The sequence below is a fragment of the Mesorhizobium sp. M0587 genome (genome assembly GCF_040320945.1).
Taxonomy (GTDB): Bacteria; Pseudomonadota; Alphaproteobacteria; order Rhizobiales; family Rhizobiaceae; genus Mesorhizobium.
Genome location: NZ_JAMYQP010000044.1, coordinates 24,564 through 40,262, shown reverse-complemented (window position 1 = coordinate 40,262; position 15,699 = coordinate 24,564). Strand labels below are relative to the sequence as shown.

Here is a 15,699-nt window from a genome sequence, read left to right as displayed (position 1 = left end):
CTTCAGCGAAAACCGTGACCTGGTGGTGGTCAAACGCTTCCTCCGCAAGGTGCTGACGCGCCATGGCCGGCCGGAGCGCATCGTCATCGACGGCAGCCAGACCTGGCGTTCTGGTGTTATCGAAGTTTGCCGGCGCGGCCGAAGACTTCGGTGAGGACGCCCTGCTGGTAGATCCGAGGCTCCCCGATGAGATAGCTGCAGCGATCTCAAGAGCGGCCCAGCATGCCGCGCGAAGAACGCATCCAACGCTGGCGGGGGATGATGGATAAACTTGAGGCGTATACAATCCACCATTGGTCAGCGGACTTCGTTCGGCAACTGGACAAGAGCCGGATTACCGTGCCTTCGGACCACTTCCACTATCTCGGCTTGGGCTGGATGAGCGAGGCCTAAATGCCTTCCTACCGGACCGAGCCCGAATTGCACACCGCGCTGATGCGTGCACTGGATAAAAACTGGGTCCTGCCGACCATATGATGCAGAATATGGAGCACGCGAGCTTTGCCGCAATTCCGCGTCCCTCGACTGCCTAGCCTTTGAGATGAGATACTTATACTTACCGCCTGAATGACGCTTAAAAAGCTTATCGGGACACAGTCGGGCCTTGCTCTTTGGACCGGCCCCGGCCAGTGTGGTCTCTTGCCGCCGAGCGCAGTTACCACCGATTGCCTAGTCACCAGGGTCGTGGTCACGACCTGGCGTGCCATTTCCCCCCGCACCATGGTTTGGCGTTCACTTCGAGACAACCGCTTCTGCCATGCACGCATCACTTTCGGCCCACGATTGCATCGTTAAACATCGCCACCAATGCCACCTTCTGCATTCGACGACGTTGTCACTCCCATCCATCTTGTCCGAAATCCTTCATGGATGAACGGTGAGGAATGTCGCAGCCTGACAGGAAACCATTATGAACAATGGTGGCGGGGGTGCCAGCGTCGGCAATGGGCGGACTGAATATTTCAGAATGAAGACAAGGTGTAAAAGAGCGAATACATAACGACATAAACATTTCGTTATGCGATATTGACAAAGTGCGGGCCGCTGTGATTGTCTGCGGGTTGTGGTTCTCCGCACGGCGCTGCCGGAGCGGAGCTAAGAGGGAAGCCGGTGCGATGCCGGCGCTGCCCCCGCAACTGTTAGCGGCGAGCCAACCCCACTCACGTCACTGAGGCGAATACCCTCGGGAAGACGGGTAGAGGCTATGACCCCGCGAGCCAGGAGACCTGCCACGGCGAATTACGTCCACGGGCGGGGTGTCTCGGTGGCCGCTGCAACCCGGCGTTGGTGCCGGCCTGCTAGCGCCTTCCTTGTCACCGACGCCCCAACCATCGGGGTATGACATGACTGTCTCTCAGCAAATTCCTGTAGCAACGCTCGGCGTGCCGCGCATCGGTCGTCGGCGAGAACTGAAATTCGCGCTTGAAAGTTACTGGTCCGGAAAATCTTCCGCCGCCGCCCTTCTCAGGACGGCGAAGGCGCTCCGTGCCGCTAGCTGGGAGGAGCAGCACGATCGCGGCGTGTCGAAAATCCCGTCGAACGACTTCTCGCTATACGACCATGTGCTCGACACCGCAGCCATGGTCGGCGCCGTTCCATCCCGTTACGGCTGGAATAGCGGCGAGGTCCCACTTGACATCTACTTCGCAATGGCGCGCGGCAACCAGGGTCAGACGGAGGGTTGTGGACACGCTGGTCACCAGCAGGCGGCTCATGGGCCTGATGTAACCGCGATGGAAATGACCAAGTGGTTTGACACCAACTATCACTACATTGTGCCGGAACTCGACGATGATCAGACGTTCGCCCTCTCGTCAACGAAACCGGTCGATTACTTCCTCGAGGCTAAAGCTCTCGGCATTCACACACGCCCAGTCATCCTTGGACCCATCACCTTCCTCAAGCTGGCGAAATCGCCTGCCGAAGGGTTCGGTCCCATCGCGCTCCTATCGCGGCTGCTGCCCGTCTACGAGCAACTTCTGCAGAGGCTGAAGCTGTCGGGAGCCGACTGGGTGCAGATCGATGAGCCAGCGCTTGTCCTCGATCTGAACCCGAACGAACGAGCTGCGTTCGAATTCGCCTATGGACAGCTGTCGAAAGCCGCGCCCGAGCTGAAGATCATGCTGGCTACGTATTTCGGGCCGCTGGGAAACAATCTCGAAACCGCGGTTTCTCTGCCCCTGGCTGGGCTGCATATTGATCTCGTGCGCGCTCCCGAGCAGCTGGAAACGGTGGGTCGGCTCGCTCCGAAGGATCTGGTGCTCTCGCTTGGCTTGATCGATGGCCGCAACGTCTGGCGTGCGAACCTGCCCGCCATTCTCGACCGCATCAAATCGATCGTCGCCGGCTGGCCCTTGGACCGCGTCGAGATCGCGCCTTCTTGCTCGATGCTGCATGTGCCGATCGACCTGCGCATTGAGACGGAACTCGACGCGGACATCAGCTCGTGGCTCGCCTTCGCGGCCCAGAAGACCGACGAATTGGTGTTGCTGGCCCGGGCCCTGTCCCAAGGCAGAGATGCGATGGCTGGCGCGTTGAAAGCGTCTGCCGAGGCTGCCGCCACGCGCGTGACATCCACGAGGATCCATGACCCGCTTGTTCAGGGGCGGATCGCCAGCATTGACGATAGCATGAAGCGACGAGAGAGCGCCTTTGCCGAGCGCTCCAGAGTCCAAGCCGGCTCACTCGGGCTGCCGCCGTTCCCGACGACGACCATCGGGTCCTTCCCGCAGACGCCGCAGGTACGCAAGGCGCGGGCCGCTCATGCGAAGGGCCAGCTGAGCTATGTCGACTACGAGACGTTCCTGAAGAAGGAGATCGAGGCTGCAATTCGCTGGCAGGAAGAGATCGGGCTGGACGTGCTGGTGCACGGTGAGTTCGAGCGAAACGACATGGTACAGCATTTCGGCGAGCAGTTGTCCGGCTTCGCGCTCACCCAGCATGCCTGGGTACAAAGCTATGGGTCGCGCTACGTGCGTCCCCCCATCATTTTCGGCGACGTATCGAGGCGCAATCCGATGACAGTGCGCTGGTGGCAATTCGCCCAGTCGCTTACGGAAAAGCCTGTTAAGGGAATGCTCACAGGCCCAGTGACCATTCTCAACTGGTCTTTTGTTCGCGACGACGTACCCCGCTCCGAACCCTGCCGCCAGATCGCGCTCGCCATCCGCGACGAAGTGACGGATCTCGAAAGGTCCGGCGCAAGGATAATCCAGATCGATGAGGCCGCGTTTCGCGAAGGATTGCCACTGCGCCAGTCTGACTGGAAAGTCTATCTCGACTGGGCTGTCGAATGCTTCCGGATCGCTTCAACGGGTGTAAATGACGCGACTCAAATCCATACCCACATGTGCTATTCGGAGTTCAACGAGATCATCGACGCGATCGCTGAAATGGATGCGGATGTCATTTCGATTGAGACCTCGCGCTCGAAAATGGAGCTGCTGGACGCCTTCACGAGCTCCAAATATCCGAACGAAATCGGTCCCGGAGTCTATGACATTCACTCACCACGCCTCCCGGGAGTCCGTGAGATTTCGGATCTCGTCATGCTTGCCCGCGAGCGACTGTCGGATGCCCAACTGTGGGTAAACCCGGACTGTGGCCTCAAAACACGTAAATGGGAGGAGGTCCGCCCTGCCCTCATGAACATGGTCGCTGCAGCACGTGCGCTCCGGGAGAAAGCGTAGGCCTGATGCTTCTCCTTCCTCACCATGACGTGAGTTGCCGGCTGCCGCATGTCGGCCGTAAATGTGCCAATACGCGATCACATCCTTTGAAATAAGTCACTCGAGCGAGAATGAGCACTTCCCTTCGGCACGTAATCGCGCAGGAAATATCAATTTGGACGATACGCTTTAATATCGGCTCCTTCGGAACATACAGGCCGCGCCGCTCGGAAAATCGTACATGCGTCTTTCTTAAACTAGACCGCCTGTCGCGTTCGCTCAGGTGGCGACCTGCGCGTCTGTCCGCTTCCCCAGTCGATTAGCGCAGACTACGGGTCGAGGTGGCAGGATTCGGATGTTGCCAGCGTCCCGCCAATTCGGAAAATCGGTAAGGCCTTGACCCTCGCCAGCGCCCGACTTAGCTTCTATAAGCAACTTGCGTAGGGATCTGGTGTGCAGCCCGATGACATCGAACTCATCCTGGACGCGGATATTTCGGAGGACCCATGCCTCCTCTTTGACGTGGTCACGCCCGATGGCGTGCTTCAGCTCTTGGGCAACGTGGAGATGGGCAGTAATCATCCTGTCGTCCGTGACCTGCATATTGGGGGCGATGCCGAGGTCCAGTGGGGATGGTCCAAATTACGCAAGCTCGGTCGAGTGATCGCGGAGAAGCTTAATGTCGACTACATCGAAATTCATGGAGCGGTTCGGACAACGGGTGCGAACCCGGGACGTCGTCCTGGTGTCGTCAGGCTCTCCCGTCCGACTGAGCCTCAGTTTTCTTCACGGCGCGAATACTCCTGAGGCCGCCCGGATTCTCGTCAAGAGACAGTTGCCACTGAGGACGGCCCACGCGATACTCACGGAGATGGTCGATCACGGCAAGGCGTTCGTGACGGTTCCTTGCGTCGACGACCTATTGGCACTGAAGAATGAACTGTCGTCCGCAGGCGTGATCGCGAAGGTTCATGCGCCGCGGCCGATAAGTGTTCGCGAAGTCCGGGATCGCACGAAGCTCTCTCAGGAGGCATTCTCGGTGAGGTATGGCCTCGATCTGGCAACGCTTCGAAACTGGGAGCAAGGTCGCTCGAAACCGGATGTAGCGGCGAATACTCTCCTTTGGACCATCGCCCGGAATCCGGAAGCAGTCGAAGAATCGCTGGACATGGAGGACGGAGTGGCTCCCCCATCGCCCTAAGGGGCGCCGGTCACTCCGGCGCGCGGCTATTCGGCCGCCAGCGCGATGGCTGGCCGCCGCGCGGTATCGACAGCGCGCGAGCGTCATGCGTCAGACACCTTCCTTGGCATGTCGCACGCCAGATCCCACACATGATTCCATCGCAACGAGCTGGTGACGGAAGCAGTGTCTGCACTTTGGAAACGAGCCATTTGCTTCTCATGGACGTCGCGATCGTCTCGTCCCAGTAAAAGTCGCAATCATTGTCAATTGCGATGTTTCTCGATCAGCTGGGCTTTATTTTCCTAAGATCTGCATTATAGGCCGGGGTGTTGTCGCCGTTTCGGCGGGTAAGATGGGATAGGCGACCTCGGGTGCCTTTCCGGTCAGCGAGTTGAGGAAGGCAACAAGCAGGTCGACTTCTTCGTCCGCCAGTACCACGCCAAGCTGGGTGGTTCCCATGATGGCAACGGCCTGTTTCAGATCCCAAACCTTGCCCGAATGAAAGTATGGCGCGGTGAGTGCAACGTTGCGCAGGGGCGCCACGCGGAAAACATAGGAATCGTCGGCTGCATTGGTGACCGCAAATCGGCCCTTGTCTTTTTCCGGCAGGACCTCGGCGCTGGGCTGTTCCACGAGGCCGAATGGGAAATAGGCTTGCCCACCAACGTTGATGCCGGCATGGCAGGACGAGCAGCCTTTGTTCATGAAAAGCGCCAGGCCCTGTTTCTGTTCGGGAGTCATGGCAACCTCATCACCATTCAGGAAGCTGTCGAACGGGGCCGGTGTGACCAGTGTCGCCTCGAAGGCTTCGATCGCCTTGGCGAAGTTGTCGAAGGTGACCCGATCCGCTTCAGCCGGAAAAGCTGCATCGAACCACTCGACATATTGCGGCATGGACTTGAGCGTGGCGATGACTTGGTCCGGTGTATTGGCCATTTCGATCCCGGCTTGGACCGGTCCCTTCGCCTGAGCCTTCAGGTCTTCGGCACGACCATCCCAGAACTGAGCGATGTTGAAGACAGCATTCAGTACAGTCGGCGCGTTGCGCTGTCCTTTCTGCCAACCATGGCCGATCGAGGTTTCGTGATTGTCGTCGCCGCCGGTGGCCAGGTTGTGGCACGAGTTGCACGACAAGACGCCTGACGCAGAGACGCGTGGATCGAAGAACAGTGCCTTGCCGAGAGCGATCTTTTCCGGGGTGATCGGGTTGTTGGCGACTGCCGGCGTGGTGGATGGCAAAGCCCTGAAGGTCGCCAATGCCGCATCTCTGAGGGCTGTGGGGATCGAATCCGCAGCAAAGGCGGTGGCTGCCAGCAAGGGGACAGCCATCATACTGAATAGGATTTTCATAAATGGTCTTCCTGCGTCGTGCACGCAGCCACTATGCGATCTGCGGCTCATGAACGCCCTGAGCTAGATCAGCTGAGGGAGAGGACCGGGGTCTGACACCTGTTTTCGCGGCTGAGCTGGGACCCTCTTGGAAGTGATCGCTCTTCTCGATTGGACTTCAGGGAGGAGGAGTATCCCTGCTCGGCGCCGTTTGTATGCATCAAAGCACGCCCTGGGGGCGGCTTCGTAGATTCGGTCACTGCGATCTTCCCGCCATCGTTGAGAAAGTCGATAGCATCCGCAAGAATGGCAATCTCTTGCACGATGTGCGCTGCACGCCTTGCGAAAAGTGAGCTTCTGAAACCTCAGGGTTCATTCGTTCCTCCTGACCGGCTGATTGCGTGAATCGACCTTATCGACACCCGCCGACTGCACATTGTGATGTCACCAGCGATGGCGGTTTCAATACCTAAGCAGCGACGGTCTATGCGACAGTATGGATGTCCTATCGGAATAGCCGGTCCGCCTTGTCGATTGTCACACCGGCATATAGCTCCGCTTCTACGAACATCCCATCACGCGCCTGGGACTGTGGATCGAGGTGTGAGGCAGTTACAGCCGGTGGACCTGCTCAAGCGCCGCGCCGGCACAAGGGCTAGATTGATCTTCCCTCACCTTGTCGTCATCATTTGACGGACGCGGGGCATTGGCCCATAAGCGAGCCACCGCAAACTGTGCGGTTGCCAATGCGTAATGATGTGAATTGGAATGATCTTCGGTTTGCGAAACACGCACGTCCGACGCAGCTTGCGTTGACAGAGGCGGTTTTACGCGCAATAGCACTTCCGCCGGCCTATTTTTGTGGAGTTCAATTGTGGTTCGGCCAAGGCCGCTGGGCGCCGGACCGGCCCCGTGTAAACCTCATCAAAGAGAGAGAGACCCTGCATGGAAGAATTCTTACCGCGCATCGCCACTGGTGCCGGCATCGGCCCGGCTCTCGCAGAGAAGGGGGTTGGGTTAATGCTGGGTTTCCTGCAAAGCCACGCGGCCGACGGTCCCGTTGCGCGCATGATCGAGGCCATTCCGGGAGCTTCGGAATTAGTAGCGAAGTATCATGGCGACGACCCACAGGGTGGCGGCCTTATGGGGCTCGGCCAGCAATTGATGAGTGAGGGTCTCAGCATGGCAAAGATCGCCGGCCTCGCCAACGAGACGATCGCCTGCGCCAAGGAACATGCCGGCGACGAACTCGTGGACGAGGTCCTCAATTCCGTTCCTGGCCTTCCCCAGTTCGTCTGATCAGCGGCAGCCGGGGGCGCATGACCTCGTGCGCCCGTGCCGGCCCGTCTGCGCAGCAGGCATTCTCCGCCGAGCGTTCCGTACCGATCTCGCCAGACCACCGACCGCCGGGCACGCGAAGCGAGCGTTGGAGTACTTTATTCGTCTATTCCAAAATCGACCTCAGGCGAATCGATGTGTATAATTTCCGGCGGTAAGGGTTTATCCTGAACGCTTTCGATGAAGCGCGCGAGATAAGCAAACGTATTGTATTTCCCGAGGACCAACCGCTTCGCCTCTCTTATTGCGCCGCGACGTTCCTTCCAGAGGTCCGAGTTGATGATTTCTTGAATTTTTGGGATTACGTTCTTGTCCTCTGGGTCAATCAGAACCATAGAGTCCGAAGGGAAGAACCTCGTGATTGCCGGGCTGCCGTAATAGATCGGCATTGTTTCAGCAACGAAGCAGTCCATAAGCTTCTCTGTAAAATAGTAATCAGCACGAGTATTCTCGAACGCTATACTGTAACGGTAAGGTGCGAGTGCGTTCCATTTATCTCCAATCAGCCGAAAACCTCGGCCGAACAGGTCAAAATCGAGCTCCTTTCTCAGCCGTTCCAGAAACGCCAGCCGATATCGATGTCCTTTAAGCAGGGCGATGTCACTGGTAATCCATGAGAGCCGAAGCGGCTTATCCACGACTTCGCTGACCAGAAGTTGGTCATATGTCTTGTTTACAGACCAAGACCGAGTGATAGGTGGAGACAAAACGAATCGGCGCGCTGCATTCTGCCGAGCAGCCAGCTCTGCGTCACACGTCAGGACGATAGTATTTTTCCCCTGCCCTTCATGAAACGCGCGATGAGCTTTCGTCGGCGGTTCGCCGATTGCAAAAATTGTCCTGTTTGGGCTCGCCTCGATATCAACAGGGAGCCCAAAAAGAGAAGCAGAGTTAAAGACGATATGCCAATCGGGCACGAAGGATGTCGTGCGAACAAAAGCGACATTGTTCCAGATTCCACTGCCCTTTGGAGTGAGATGGTGGATTGCATCATCCAAAACGCCCCAAGAATCTAGGCATGTAGCAACAATGGGCGCCGGGCGTTCCGTCAACAATTTGGCCGACAAAGCAGTTCCACTCCCTTCACTCGTGAAGGTACTCAATCGCCATTCCGGATTGCGCTAACCTTGGGTAGCATAAACCTTCCGGGACCCGCTGTCGAGGCAATTGTCGCTTTGCACTTGACTAGGTTCTTCCTCGTTTTGTGTGGTGATCAAGCCGGCTGAGTGGCAGCATGCGTGCCCTAAGGAGTTCGCAGCCCGCTCTGCCTACATGGTACGTTTGATCGTCTTCAGGCGGTTGATCAGCCCTTCCGCCTGGCCGTTGCTCCACGGTAGTTCAATGGCATCGCGAACGGCGTCAACGTCACGGCGTAGGACCAGACCGAAACGCGTGATGGCGACGAACCCGGAGTTGACGCCACGTCGATCGAAGTGTCGAGCTTGCCCAATTCACAGGCCCCGCAAAATGCCGCGGAAGCGCATGGCAAGCCTGCGCATAGTGGCAAACTCATGTGATCCCTGCTTCAGGACGTCGACCTTTGCGGCCTGGTTGATCGTCAGCACATCCCGAGGCTTCGTGCAGAGGGCCGGGGCGACTACCGGCGAGATCACACGGCCGGTCGCGGGTATCGGGACAGCGTCGCTGGCTGGTTGACGCGTATGATTGAAGCAGGCGACGCACTGTCCTTGCCCGGCCTCTCGGCGCGGCGCCAGCTTGCGAGAAGCCGCTCCAGATTCGAGAAGCTGCCCGTGTCGCCGCGCTGTTCGATATCGTGGAACAGGTGTCGTCCGCAGCGATTGCCGTCTCTCCAGGACCGGCTAAGAAACGCCTCGAAATACCTTGATGTCCTTGGTTACCAGCGGCGGTTCCCAGCCCCTTGGCAGAGCGGCTCACCGGGCGATGAACTTACATTTGGCCATTGCCAATGAACGTCCATCGTCCCTGACGCCCACCAGCAAGCGATCACGCTCCCTCGATTTCACAGTCCAAAGAAGTAAAGCGGGACAAAAATAGCGCGCTTAGCCTCGACTACTAGCAACTTCGGCGCAAAGTTACAGCTGGGACGCGCCACGCACCACGGCAGGGTCGCCAACAACGAGTGGCTCAGCGGTCACGACGGGAAATATGGCGCATCGATGTCGCTTCTGGACGAGCATTGGCAATAACGCTGTCGAGACATTGTTGCTTTCAGCGGCAACCGGCCCTATGAAGCGACGCTTCGCTGACTATGTTTCACCGCCTGGAGAGTTTCATGACAGAAGAAGCCGGAAAAAACGTCGACACCCTCATTGAGCTTGCCGCCGATGTCGTGTCGGCCTATGTCTCCAACAATCCGATCCCGGTGGGGGATCTCCCTGCCCTCATCGGCCAAGTGCATGCGGCTCTGAGAGCGACGGCCGGAGGTGTCTCTGCGCAAGAGCCGGTTGCCCTTACGCCTGCAGTCCCGATCAGGAAATCGGTGACACCGGACTACATCATCTCCCTTGAGGACGGGAAGAAATTCAAATCGCTAAAGCGCCATCTGTCGACCCACTATGGGCTGACGCCGGATGGATATCGGGCCAAATGGGGCCTGCCCGCGGATTATCCCATGGTCGCGCCGAACTACGCCGCGGCGCGCTCGTCATTGGCCAAGACGATGGGGCTCGGCCGCAAACCGAAGGCGCCGGAAGCGCCGGAGCCTGCGCCGACGAAGCGAACCCGCAAGAAGGTCGCGGCTTAATTTCGGCAATCGAGATTCGTTCTGGAGCGTTGCAGCCATCGGCTTAATCTGCGCGTCATATAAAAAGGCGGGGCCAACCCCGCCTTCCTTTCAAACAACTTTGTTTCATGAGGAATTCGCGACGCCTGCAGCAATCTGCTGCCCTCAGTTTTTGCTCGCTTCATCGAGCGGCCGTGAGGACCTACGTGCCTACTCTTGCCAGGACGCAGGAGAAAATTTCAACCAGCTTTGCTGAGGCTGCCAGCGGAGGACTTGCCAGTGCGGCGATCCTGCTCGATCTCATAGTTGATCTTCTGGCCGTCAGCGAGGGTCGAGAGGCCCGCGCGTTCGACAGCGGAAATGTGGACGAAAACATCCGGACCGCCATTGTCGGGCTGGATGAATCCAAACCCCTTGGTGCTGTTGAACCACTTTACCGTTCCAGTCGGCATATACTTGTTCCTTCTTTTACAATGCGACGTGGGCAGGCCATTAGGCCTGTCCGAGTCATAGCCGAGAGTTGGGCGCAGCAAAAAGCGAAAAATTGTTAAGCCCCGATCAGCTGGCCACCCATTGTGGGCGTCCTACATCTCGCACAACAAATTCATCGTGAAACTCGAGGACGGCCAACCGAAATCTGTCTGGACCGGCGGCACCAATTTCTCGGACGGCGGCATCTTCGGTCATTCCAATGTCGCTCAGTCGTCGAGGATCCCGACGTCGCACAACGCTATCTCGACTATTGGAGCGCACTACACGACGACCCGACGAACGCCGACCTCGCGCCAGTGACCGAGGAGCTCACGCCGCTGCCTGCCATGCCGCCGCCGGCGGGAACCAGTGTCGTGTTCAGCCCACGCTCGAACCTCGATGCGTTGCAGTGGTACGCCGACCTCGCCATGACCGCGCAGCATGGCCTCTTCATGACCTTCGCCTTCGGCATGCACGACCTGTTCAAGGATGTCTACCGCACGAGCCCGGCGCCGTTTCGCCTCGCGTTGCTTGAGAAAGCCACCCGCCCGCTCAAGGAGCGGCAGCCCGAACGCATCGCGGAGGAGCAAGCGATCCAGGACCTGCGCAACATGCCAGAAAACACCTTCGCGATCGGTTCGCTCATCGCGACCAACAAGATCGATGGATGGGTGAAGGAGACCCTGAGCGGTCTCAACGGCAACGTGAAATACGTGCACAACAAATTCATGATCATCGATCCCATGTCTGACAATCCCGTGGTCGTCGCCGGCTCCGCCAATTTCAGCGCCGCGTCGACCAACCAAAACGACGAGAACATGATCATCGTCGTTGGCAACAAGCGCGTGGCCGACATCTATCTCGGCGAATTCATGCGTCTCTACAGTCACCATGCCTTTCGCGAGTCCCTGAAGTGGCGGGAGGCGGACGACCCACCCAAGCCGCTCCGGACGGATGATTGGTGGTCGGACTATTTCGGCGACACCGAGCGCTCCGCCCGTCGCCAGTTCTTCGCGCGCCAACTCTCGGAGTGACCATGACTGCCTGACAGAGACGACCGCCGTTGCGGCATTCGTCCTCGCCGCGTCTCGGGGCGATATTTTGTAGAACTGCCAAGCGACCAAACCATCCGGGCGAGCTACGTTTCCGCAAATTCCAAGGGGGTAATCATGAACAAAGTTCTGTCCGCTCTTCTAGTCACGATCTCAACACGCCCTTCCCGCATCTGCTGGTGAGCTCCAACTGGGCAACTGGAACGTGCAGACGCTTCTCTATGCGGGCGACCCGGTGACGGTGTTCCCTGGGGATTACATACGGCAGCCGCAGGACTATGCCGACTTGAAGGCTTGGCGAGACAAAGTCGGAGCCTCCGTCTTTTTTCTCCAAGAGGTGAGCAGCCCTGCGGCGATCAATGAGGTGTTCCCGGTTACCGATGGATGGCTCATTGCATCAGCGGCCAGTTTGCCGCCGATGAAGGACTGGCGACAGGGGTCCGATATGCACCAAGCCAGGTGATACACCGGTAAAGCCCGCTGGGTCTGAACGTCACCAGTATACAGCGGTAGCCTGGCGGGCCGATGCCGGGGTCACGGCGACGGCTGCTGACGTACCGCAGCTCAACGTCAAATCGGACGATGGCGGGACCATCAGGGACGTGCGCTGGGGTCTGGATGTCACAGTAAAGGCAGGCGCGACGTCGATGCGGGCGCTGGTGGTCCACATGAAGTCGGGGTGTTTCGACGACCTGATTAACTTCCGGCTGTTCACGGTTGACCCGTCAACCACCCCACCGACCAGGAACGCCTGCGACACGCTTGGTCGACAGATGTTCCCGCTGCGGGCTTGGGTCGAAGCGCGGCAGAACGCCGGCGATGGTTGGATGGTGGTCGGCGACTTCAATCGGCGCCTCGATGCCGGCGCCGGCCGCTTCCAGGACGAAGTCTGGCAGGCCGTCTCGGGATACTCGCCGGCCGTTGATATGCATGACCGCGACAACCGTCCGGACATTGCGCTGTTCCGCGTCCCCTACAAGAAGCCGTCGCTCTGCTGGGCAGACACGTCCAACCCTTATCCGACCTCGCTTCCGACCGCCGACGACTACAACATGCTGCCGATTGAGTTCTTTGTGTTCGGGGCCAAGGTCCGTGATCTCGCCGTGGCCAACTCGGACGGCCAGGTTCCCTGGACACCTTCGGTTGCTGCGGACCATCAGCGGCTGTCGGACCATTGCCCGAGCACCCTTTCGATCACCGTGCAATGAGGTCCGTTGCCGATGCCGCGCGCGAGAGCAATTGGCGACCCAAGCCTGGGACGCCGGAAGGCGTAGGCTCGTCAAATTCTGGGAAAAGCTGCCCAGCTGGAGAGCCAGTGTCCGAAGGGGTCTGGCGATTAATTGGGCGCCGGTTCTTTCGATCGGGCTCGGGATCGCCGCCGTCGTGATGCTGCAACAGGTGCGCGATCTGCTGATCTATCGGCAGGCGCCGCTGCAGTTGCTCGGCGTGAATCTCGTGGCTCTCCTGCTGTGTCGCTGCCGATCGCTGTCTGGGCGTGGGGCATGGTCCACAGCACGCGAAGAGAGCGTTTACTTGAAGTCGCGCGTCTTCACTTTGATCGGCTCGACCTTCAACGTCGGGTCAACGAGATCGCGCGGCTTGAAGCCCTTCGGCAGGCTTCGTGGATCCAGGCCGGGCCCACCGTGACGGGCCTCGTCACCTGGACCATGCGGCAGGGGGAATGGCGAGCCACGTTTGCCGACAGTGGCGAGCTCGGCCGAAACGTCGGAAAGCTGATGCGCGACCAGATGCACCACATCGCCTTCGCGCTGAATGCGACCGCGCACGCCCAGCATTGAGGAGGACAAGAGCACGCGCCTGAACTTCTCGAAGACCTTCACCCAGACGACGACGTTAGCCGCGCCGGTCTCGTCCTCCATGGTGAGGAACATGACGCCCTTGGCCGAGCCCGGCCGCTGCCGGACAAGAACCAGCCCTGCCGCTTCGAGCCAGCGGCCATCGCGCGCGCCCATGGCTTCGGCGCAGCTGATGATCCGGCGCTGACTGAGGCTGGCACGCAGAAAACTGACGGGATGGTCGCGCAGGGTGAGCCCGACATGGCCATAGTCCTCGACCACTTCCCGGCCCGCCATCATCGGACGCAGGGCAACTTCGGGTTCCTGCAGTTCGCTGATTGTGCGCCGCTCGCGCTCGGAGGCGGCGGCGAAGAGCGGCAGCGGTTCGTCGCGACGCCCCTTGAGCGCCCAGAGAGCCTCCCGCCGCGCGAGGCCTAGCGATGGCCGGAACGCATCGGCTTCGGCGAGCTGGACGAGCGCGGCGGCAGGCACGCCGGCTCGCTGCCAGACATCGTCGACCGAGGAGAATGGCTCATCGGCTCGCGCGGCAACGATGGCCGCGGCGTTGTCATTGGCGAGACCTTTGACTAGACGCAGGCCGAGGCGGACAGCGAAGCGTCCCGTTTCGTCGATCGGCTCCAGCGTACAATCCCAGCGGCTGGCATTGATGCAGACGGGCCGGACTTCGACGCCATGGCTCTGCGCATCGCGCACGATCTGGGCCGGCAGGTAAAAGCCCATTGGCTGGGAATTGAGCAGCGCGCAGCAGAAGACATCGGGATGGTGGCATTTCATCCAGCTCGAGGCGTAGGCGATGAGGGCGAAGCTGGCGGCATGGCTCTCGGGGAAACCATAGCTGCCGAAGCCTTCGAGCTGCTTGAAGGTGGTGGCCGCGAAGTCCGGGGTATAGCCGTTAGCGATCATGCCGCCGATCAGCTTGTCGCGGAATTTGCTGACGCCGCCCGTGTGCTTGAAGGTCGCCATGGCGCGGCGCAGCTGGTCGGCTTCGCCGGCACTGAAGCCGGCGCAGACCATGGCGACCTGCATGGCCTGCTCCTGGAACAGGGGGACGCCCAAAGTCTTGCCGAGTACCCGCTCGAGCTCGGGGGTCGGAAACTCGACCGGCTCCTTGCCCTCCCGGCGACGAAGATAGGGGTGGACCATGTCGCCCTGGATCGGGCCCGGGCGCACGATGGCGACCTCGACGACGAGGTCATAGAAGGTGCGCGGTTTGATGCGTGGCAGCATCGACATCTGGGCGCGGCTCTCGATCTGGAAGACCCCGATCGTGTCGGCCTTGCGGATCATGGCGTAGGTCGCCGGATCCTCGGCCGGGATGGTGGCCAGGTCGAGGGTCATGCCCTTGTGCTCGGCCAAGAGGTCGAAGCTGCGCTTCATGCAGGTGAGCATGCCGAGCGCCAGGACGTCGACCTTCATGAATTTGAGGATGTCGATATCGTCCTTGTCCCACTCGATGACCTGGCGGTCGACCATGCGGGCCGGCTCGATCGGCACTAGGTCCGCTTGAGCTGGCGCAGCAGCTCGAGGGCACGCCCCGGCACCTGTCGCAGCAGCGTCAGCCGCAGCCTGCGATCGGCCATGTTGAAATTGAGCTCTCGAGCGCGCGTCTCGTCGATGCCCTCACCGTGTCCCCAGAACTGCGAGGAAAGCAGCTTGGTGACGTCCTCGGGCAGGCCGACAGCGCGCTGTGGTCGCGCCCATAGGTCTCGTAGACCCACTGCATAACGATCTCGCGCCGTTCATGCTCGAAGTCGACATCGATGTCCGGGGGCTCCTTGCGCCGCACCAGAGCACCTTGCCCTTGGCGCGCGCTGCAATGCCGGCGGCAAAAAGCGCCGCCGCCGCCCCATCGATCGCCCCGTTGCGGCCGCCGGCAACCTCGTGCAGCGCCCCGAGCGCCAGCCCGCCTCCCGGCAAGACCTTATCGATCGTGGGAACGCCGAAGGGAAGCGTGGCACGATTGCGCGCCGGCCCACCTTCGAGGCGCGCGATTCGCTCGCGAAGTGCGGCGATAGCAGGGCTGGCGGCCGGCTGACCCATAAACGAAACACTCTCAAACTGTCTTCCCAATGGATTTCGGGGCTGATATGTTCCTTATTTGTTCTCTTTGGTGTCCGAGTGTCAATCGGACTCGTTG

General features: G+C 59.8%; 12 protein-coding genes, 4 pseudogenes and 1 riboswitch. Of the genes and pseudogenes, 10 read left to right on the top strand and 6 right to left on the bottom strand.

The genetic code is table 11. From position 1 onward, the window contains the following. The 5 genes and pseudogenes from NKI49_RS28350 to NKI49_RS28330 form a co-directional block, all read left to right on the top strand. Positions 1 to 121, top strand: a pseudogene (locus tag NKI49_RS28350) (IS6 family transposase); the annotation flags it as partial. 101 nt (positions 122 to 222) lie between these two features. Further along, a complete protein-coding gene (locus NKI49_RS28345) occupies positions 223 to 393 on the top strand; it encodes a hypothetical protein (RefSeq protein WP_352607990.1) in 171 nt (56 codons plus the stop codon). Between the two features lie 654 nt (positions 394 to 1,047). Continuing rightward, positions 1,048 to 1,248: riboswitch (cobalamin riboswitch) on the top strand. 95 nt (positions 1,249 to 1,343) lie between these two features. Then, on the top strand, positions 1,344 to 3,689 hold the full coding sequence (gene metE / locus NKI49_RS28340) for a 5-methyltetrahydropteroyltriglutamate--homocysteine S-methyltransferase (RefSeq protein ID WP_352607988.1): 2,346 nt from the start codon (positions 1,344 to 1,346) through the stop codon (positions 3,687 to 3,689). 432 nt (positions 3,690 to 4,121) lie between these two features. Beyond that, entirely contained in the window at positions 4,122 to 4,475 is a 354-nt protein-coding gene (locus NKI49_RS28335) for a hypothetical protein (protein WP_352607986.1), read from the top strand. A 64-nt stretch (positions 4,476 to 4,539) separates the two neighbouring features. After that, a complete protein-coding gene (locus NKI49_RS28330) occupies positions 4,540 to 4,869 on the top strand; it encodes a helix-turn-helix domain-containing protein (protein WP_352607984.1) in 330 nt (109 codons plus the stop codon). A gap of 276 nt (positions 4,870 to 5,145) precedes the next feature. On the opposite strand, the gene NKI49_RS28325 is transcribed toward NKI49_RS28330, so the two are convergent. Next, positions 5,146 to 6,201 carry a cytochrome-c peroxidase gene (locus NKI49_RS28325; protein ID WP_352607982.1) on the bottom strand — a complete coding sequence of 352 codons (1,056 nt, stop codon included), beginning with the start codon at positions 6,199 to 6,201 and terminating at the stop codon, positions 5,146 to 5,148. Between the two features lie 924 nt (positions 6,202 to 7,125). Between NKI49_RS28325 and NKI49_RS28320 the strand changes: the two genes are divergently transcribed. Continuing rightward, positions 7,126 to 7,479 (top strand): hypothetical protein, encoded by a 354-nt coding sequence (locus tag NKI49_RS28320; RefSeq protein ID WP_352607980.1) that lies wholly within the window; start codon positions 7,126 to 7,128, stop codon positions 7,477 to 7,479. A gap of 137 nt (positions 7,480 to 7,616) precedes the next feature. On the opposite strand, the gene NKI49_RS28315 is transcribed toward NKI49_RS28320, so the two are convergent. After that, on the bottom strand, positions 7,617 to 8,621 hold the full coding sequence (locus NKI49_RS28315; RefSeq protein ID WP_352607978.1) for a glycosyltransferase family 10 domain-containing protein: 1,005 nt from the start codon (positions 8,619 to 8,621) through the stop codon (positions 7,617 to 7,619). An 82-nt stretch (positions 8,622 to 8,703) separates the two neighbouring features. After that, positions 8,704 to 9,373 (bottom strand): annotated as a pseudogene (locus tag NKI49_RS28310) (transposase); the annotation flags it as partial. Between the two features lie 399 nt (positions 9,374 to 9,772). Between NKI49_RS28310 and NKI49_RS28305 the strand changes: the two are divergent. Then, positions 9,773 to 10,243, top strand: a complete 471-nt coding sequence (locus tag NKI49_RS28305) for a Ros/MucR family transcriptional regulator (protein WP_023685635.1) — start codon at positions 9,773 to 9,775, stop codon at positions 10,241 to 10,243. A gap of 218 nt (positions 10,244 to 10,461) precedes the next feature. Here NKI49_RS28305 and NKI49_RS28300 read toward each other — a convergent pair whose 3' ends face one another. Beyond that, entirely contained in the window at positions 10,462 to 10,674 is a 213-nt protein-coding gene (locus NKI49_RS28300; RefSeq protein ID WP_023679670.1) for a cold-shock protein, read from the bottom strand. 336 nt (positions 10,675 to 11,010) lie between these two features. On the opposite strand from NKI49_RS28300, the gene NKI49_RS28295 reads away from it, so the two are divergent. The 3 genes from NKI49_RS28295 to NKI49_RS28285 all read left to right on the top strand — a co-directional run bounded on the left by NKI49_RS28295 (position 11,011) and on the right by NKI49_RS28285 (position 12,953). Beyond that, positions 11,011 to 11,727, top strand: a complete 717-nt coding sequence (locus NKI49_RS28295; RefSeq protein WP_352607976.1) for a phospholipase D-like domain-containing protein — start codon at positions 11,011 to 11,013, stop codon at positions 11,725 to 11,727. A 223-nt stretch (positions 11,728 to 11,950) separates the two neighbouring features. Continuing rightward, on the top strand, positions 11,951 to 12,208 hold the full coding sequence (locus NKI49_RS28290; protein ID WP_352607974.1) for a hypothetical protein: 258 nt from the start codon (positions 11,951 to 11,953) through the stop codon (positions 12,206 to 12,208). A 184-nt stretch (positions 12,209 to 12,392) separates the two neighbouring features. Next, entirely contained in the window at positions 12,393 to 12,953 is a 561-nt protein-coding gene (locus NKI49_RS28285; RefSeq protein ID WP_352607972.1) for a hypothetical protein, read from the top strand. Positions 12,954 to 13,274: 321 nt separating this feature from the next. On the opposite strand, the pseudogene NKI49_RS28280 reads toward NKI49_RS28285, so the two are convergent. Both NKI49_RS28280 and NKI49_RS28275 read right to left on the bottom strand, forming a co-directional pair. Then, positions 13,275 to 15,342 (bottom strand): annotated as a pseudogene (locus NKI49_RS28280) (helix-hairpin-helix domain-containing protein); the annotation flags it as partial. Next, positions 15,336 to 15,602, bottom strand: a pseudogene (locus tag NKI49_RS28275) (damage-inducible protein); the annotation flags it as partial. The pseudogenes NKI49_RS28280 and NKI49_RS28275, both read right to left, overlap by 7 nt. Between the last annotated feature and the right edge of the window lie 97 nt (positions 15,603 to 15,699).

Coding starts and splice junctions, on each gene's coding strand:
- NKI49_RS28300 (WP_023679670.1), bottom strand. CDS start 10,674: ATGCCGACTGGAACGGTAAAGTGGTTCAACAGCACCAAGGGGTTTGGA.
- NKI49_RS28325 (WP_352607982.1), bottom strand. CDS start 6,201: ATGAAAATCCTATTCAGTATGATGGCTGTCCCCTTGCTGGCAGCCACC.
- NKI49_RS28285 (WP_352607972.1), top strand. CDS start 12,393: ATGCGGGCGCTGGTGGTCCACATGAAGTCGGGGTGTTTCGACGACCTG.
- NKI49_RS28305 (WP_023685635.1), top strand. CDS start 9,773: ATGACAGAAGAAGCCGGAAAAAACGTCGACACCCTCATTGAGCTTGCC.
- NKI49_RS28345 (WP_352607990.1), top strand. CDS start 223: ATGCCGCGCGAAGAACGCATCCAACGCTGGCGGGGGATGATGGATAAA.
- NKI49_RS28320 (WP_352607980.1), top strand. CDS start 7,126: ATGGAAGAATTCTTACCGCGCATCGCCACTGGTGCCGGCATCGGCCCG.
- NKI49_RS28330 (WP_352607984.1), top strand. CDS start 4,540: ATGGTCGATCACGGCAAGGCGTTCGTGACGGTTCCTTGCGTCGACGAC.
- metE (WP_352607988.1), top strand. CDS start 1,344: ATGACTGTCTCTCAGCAAATTCCTGTAGCAACGCTCGGCGTGCCGCGC.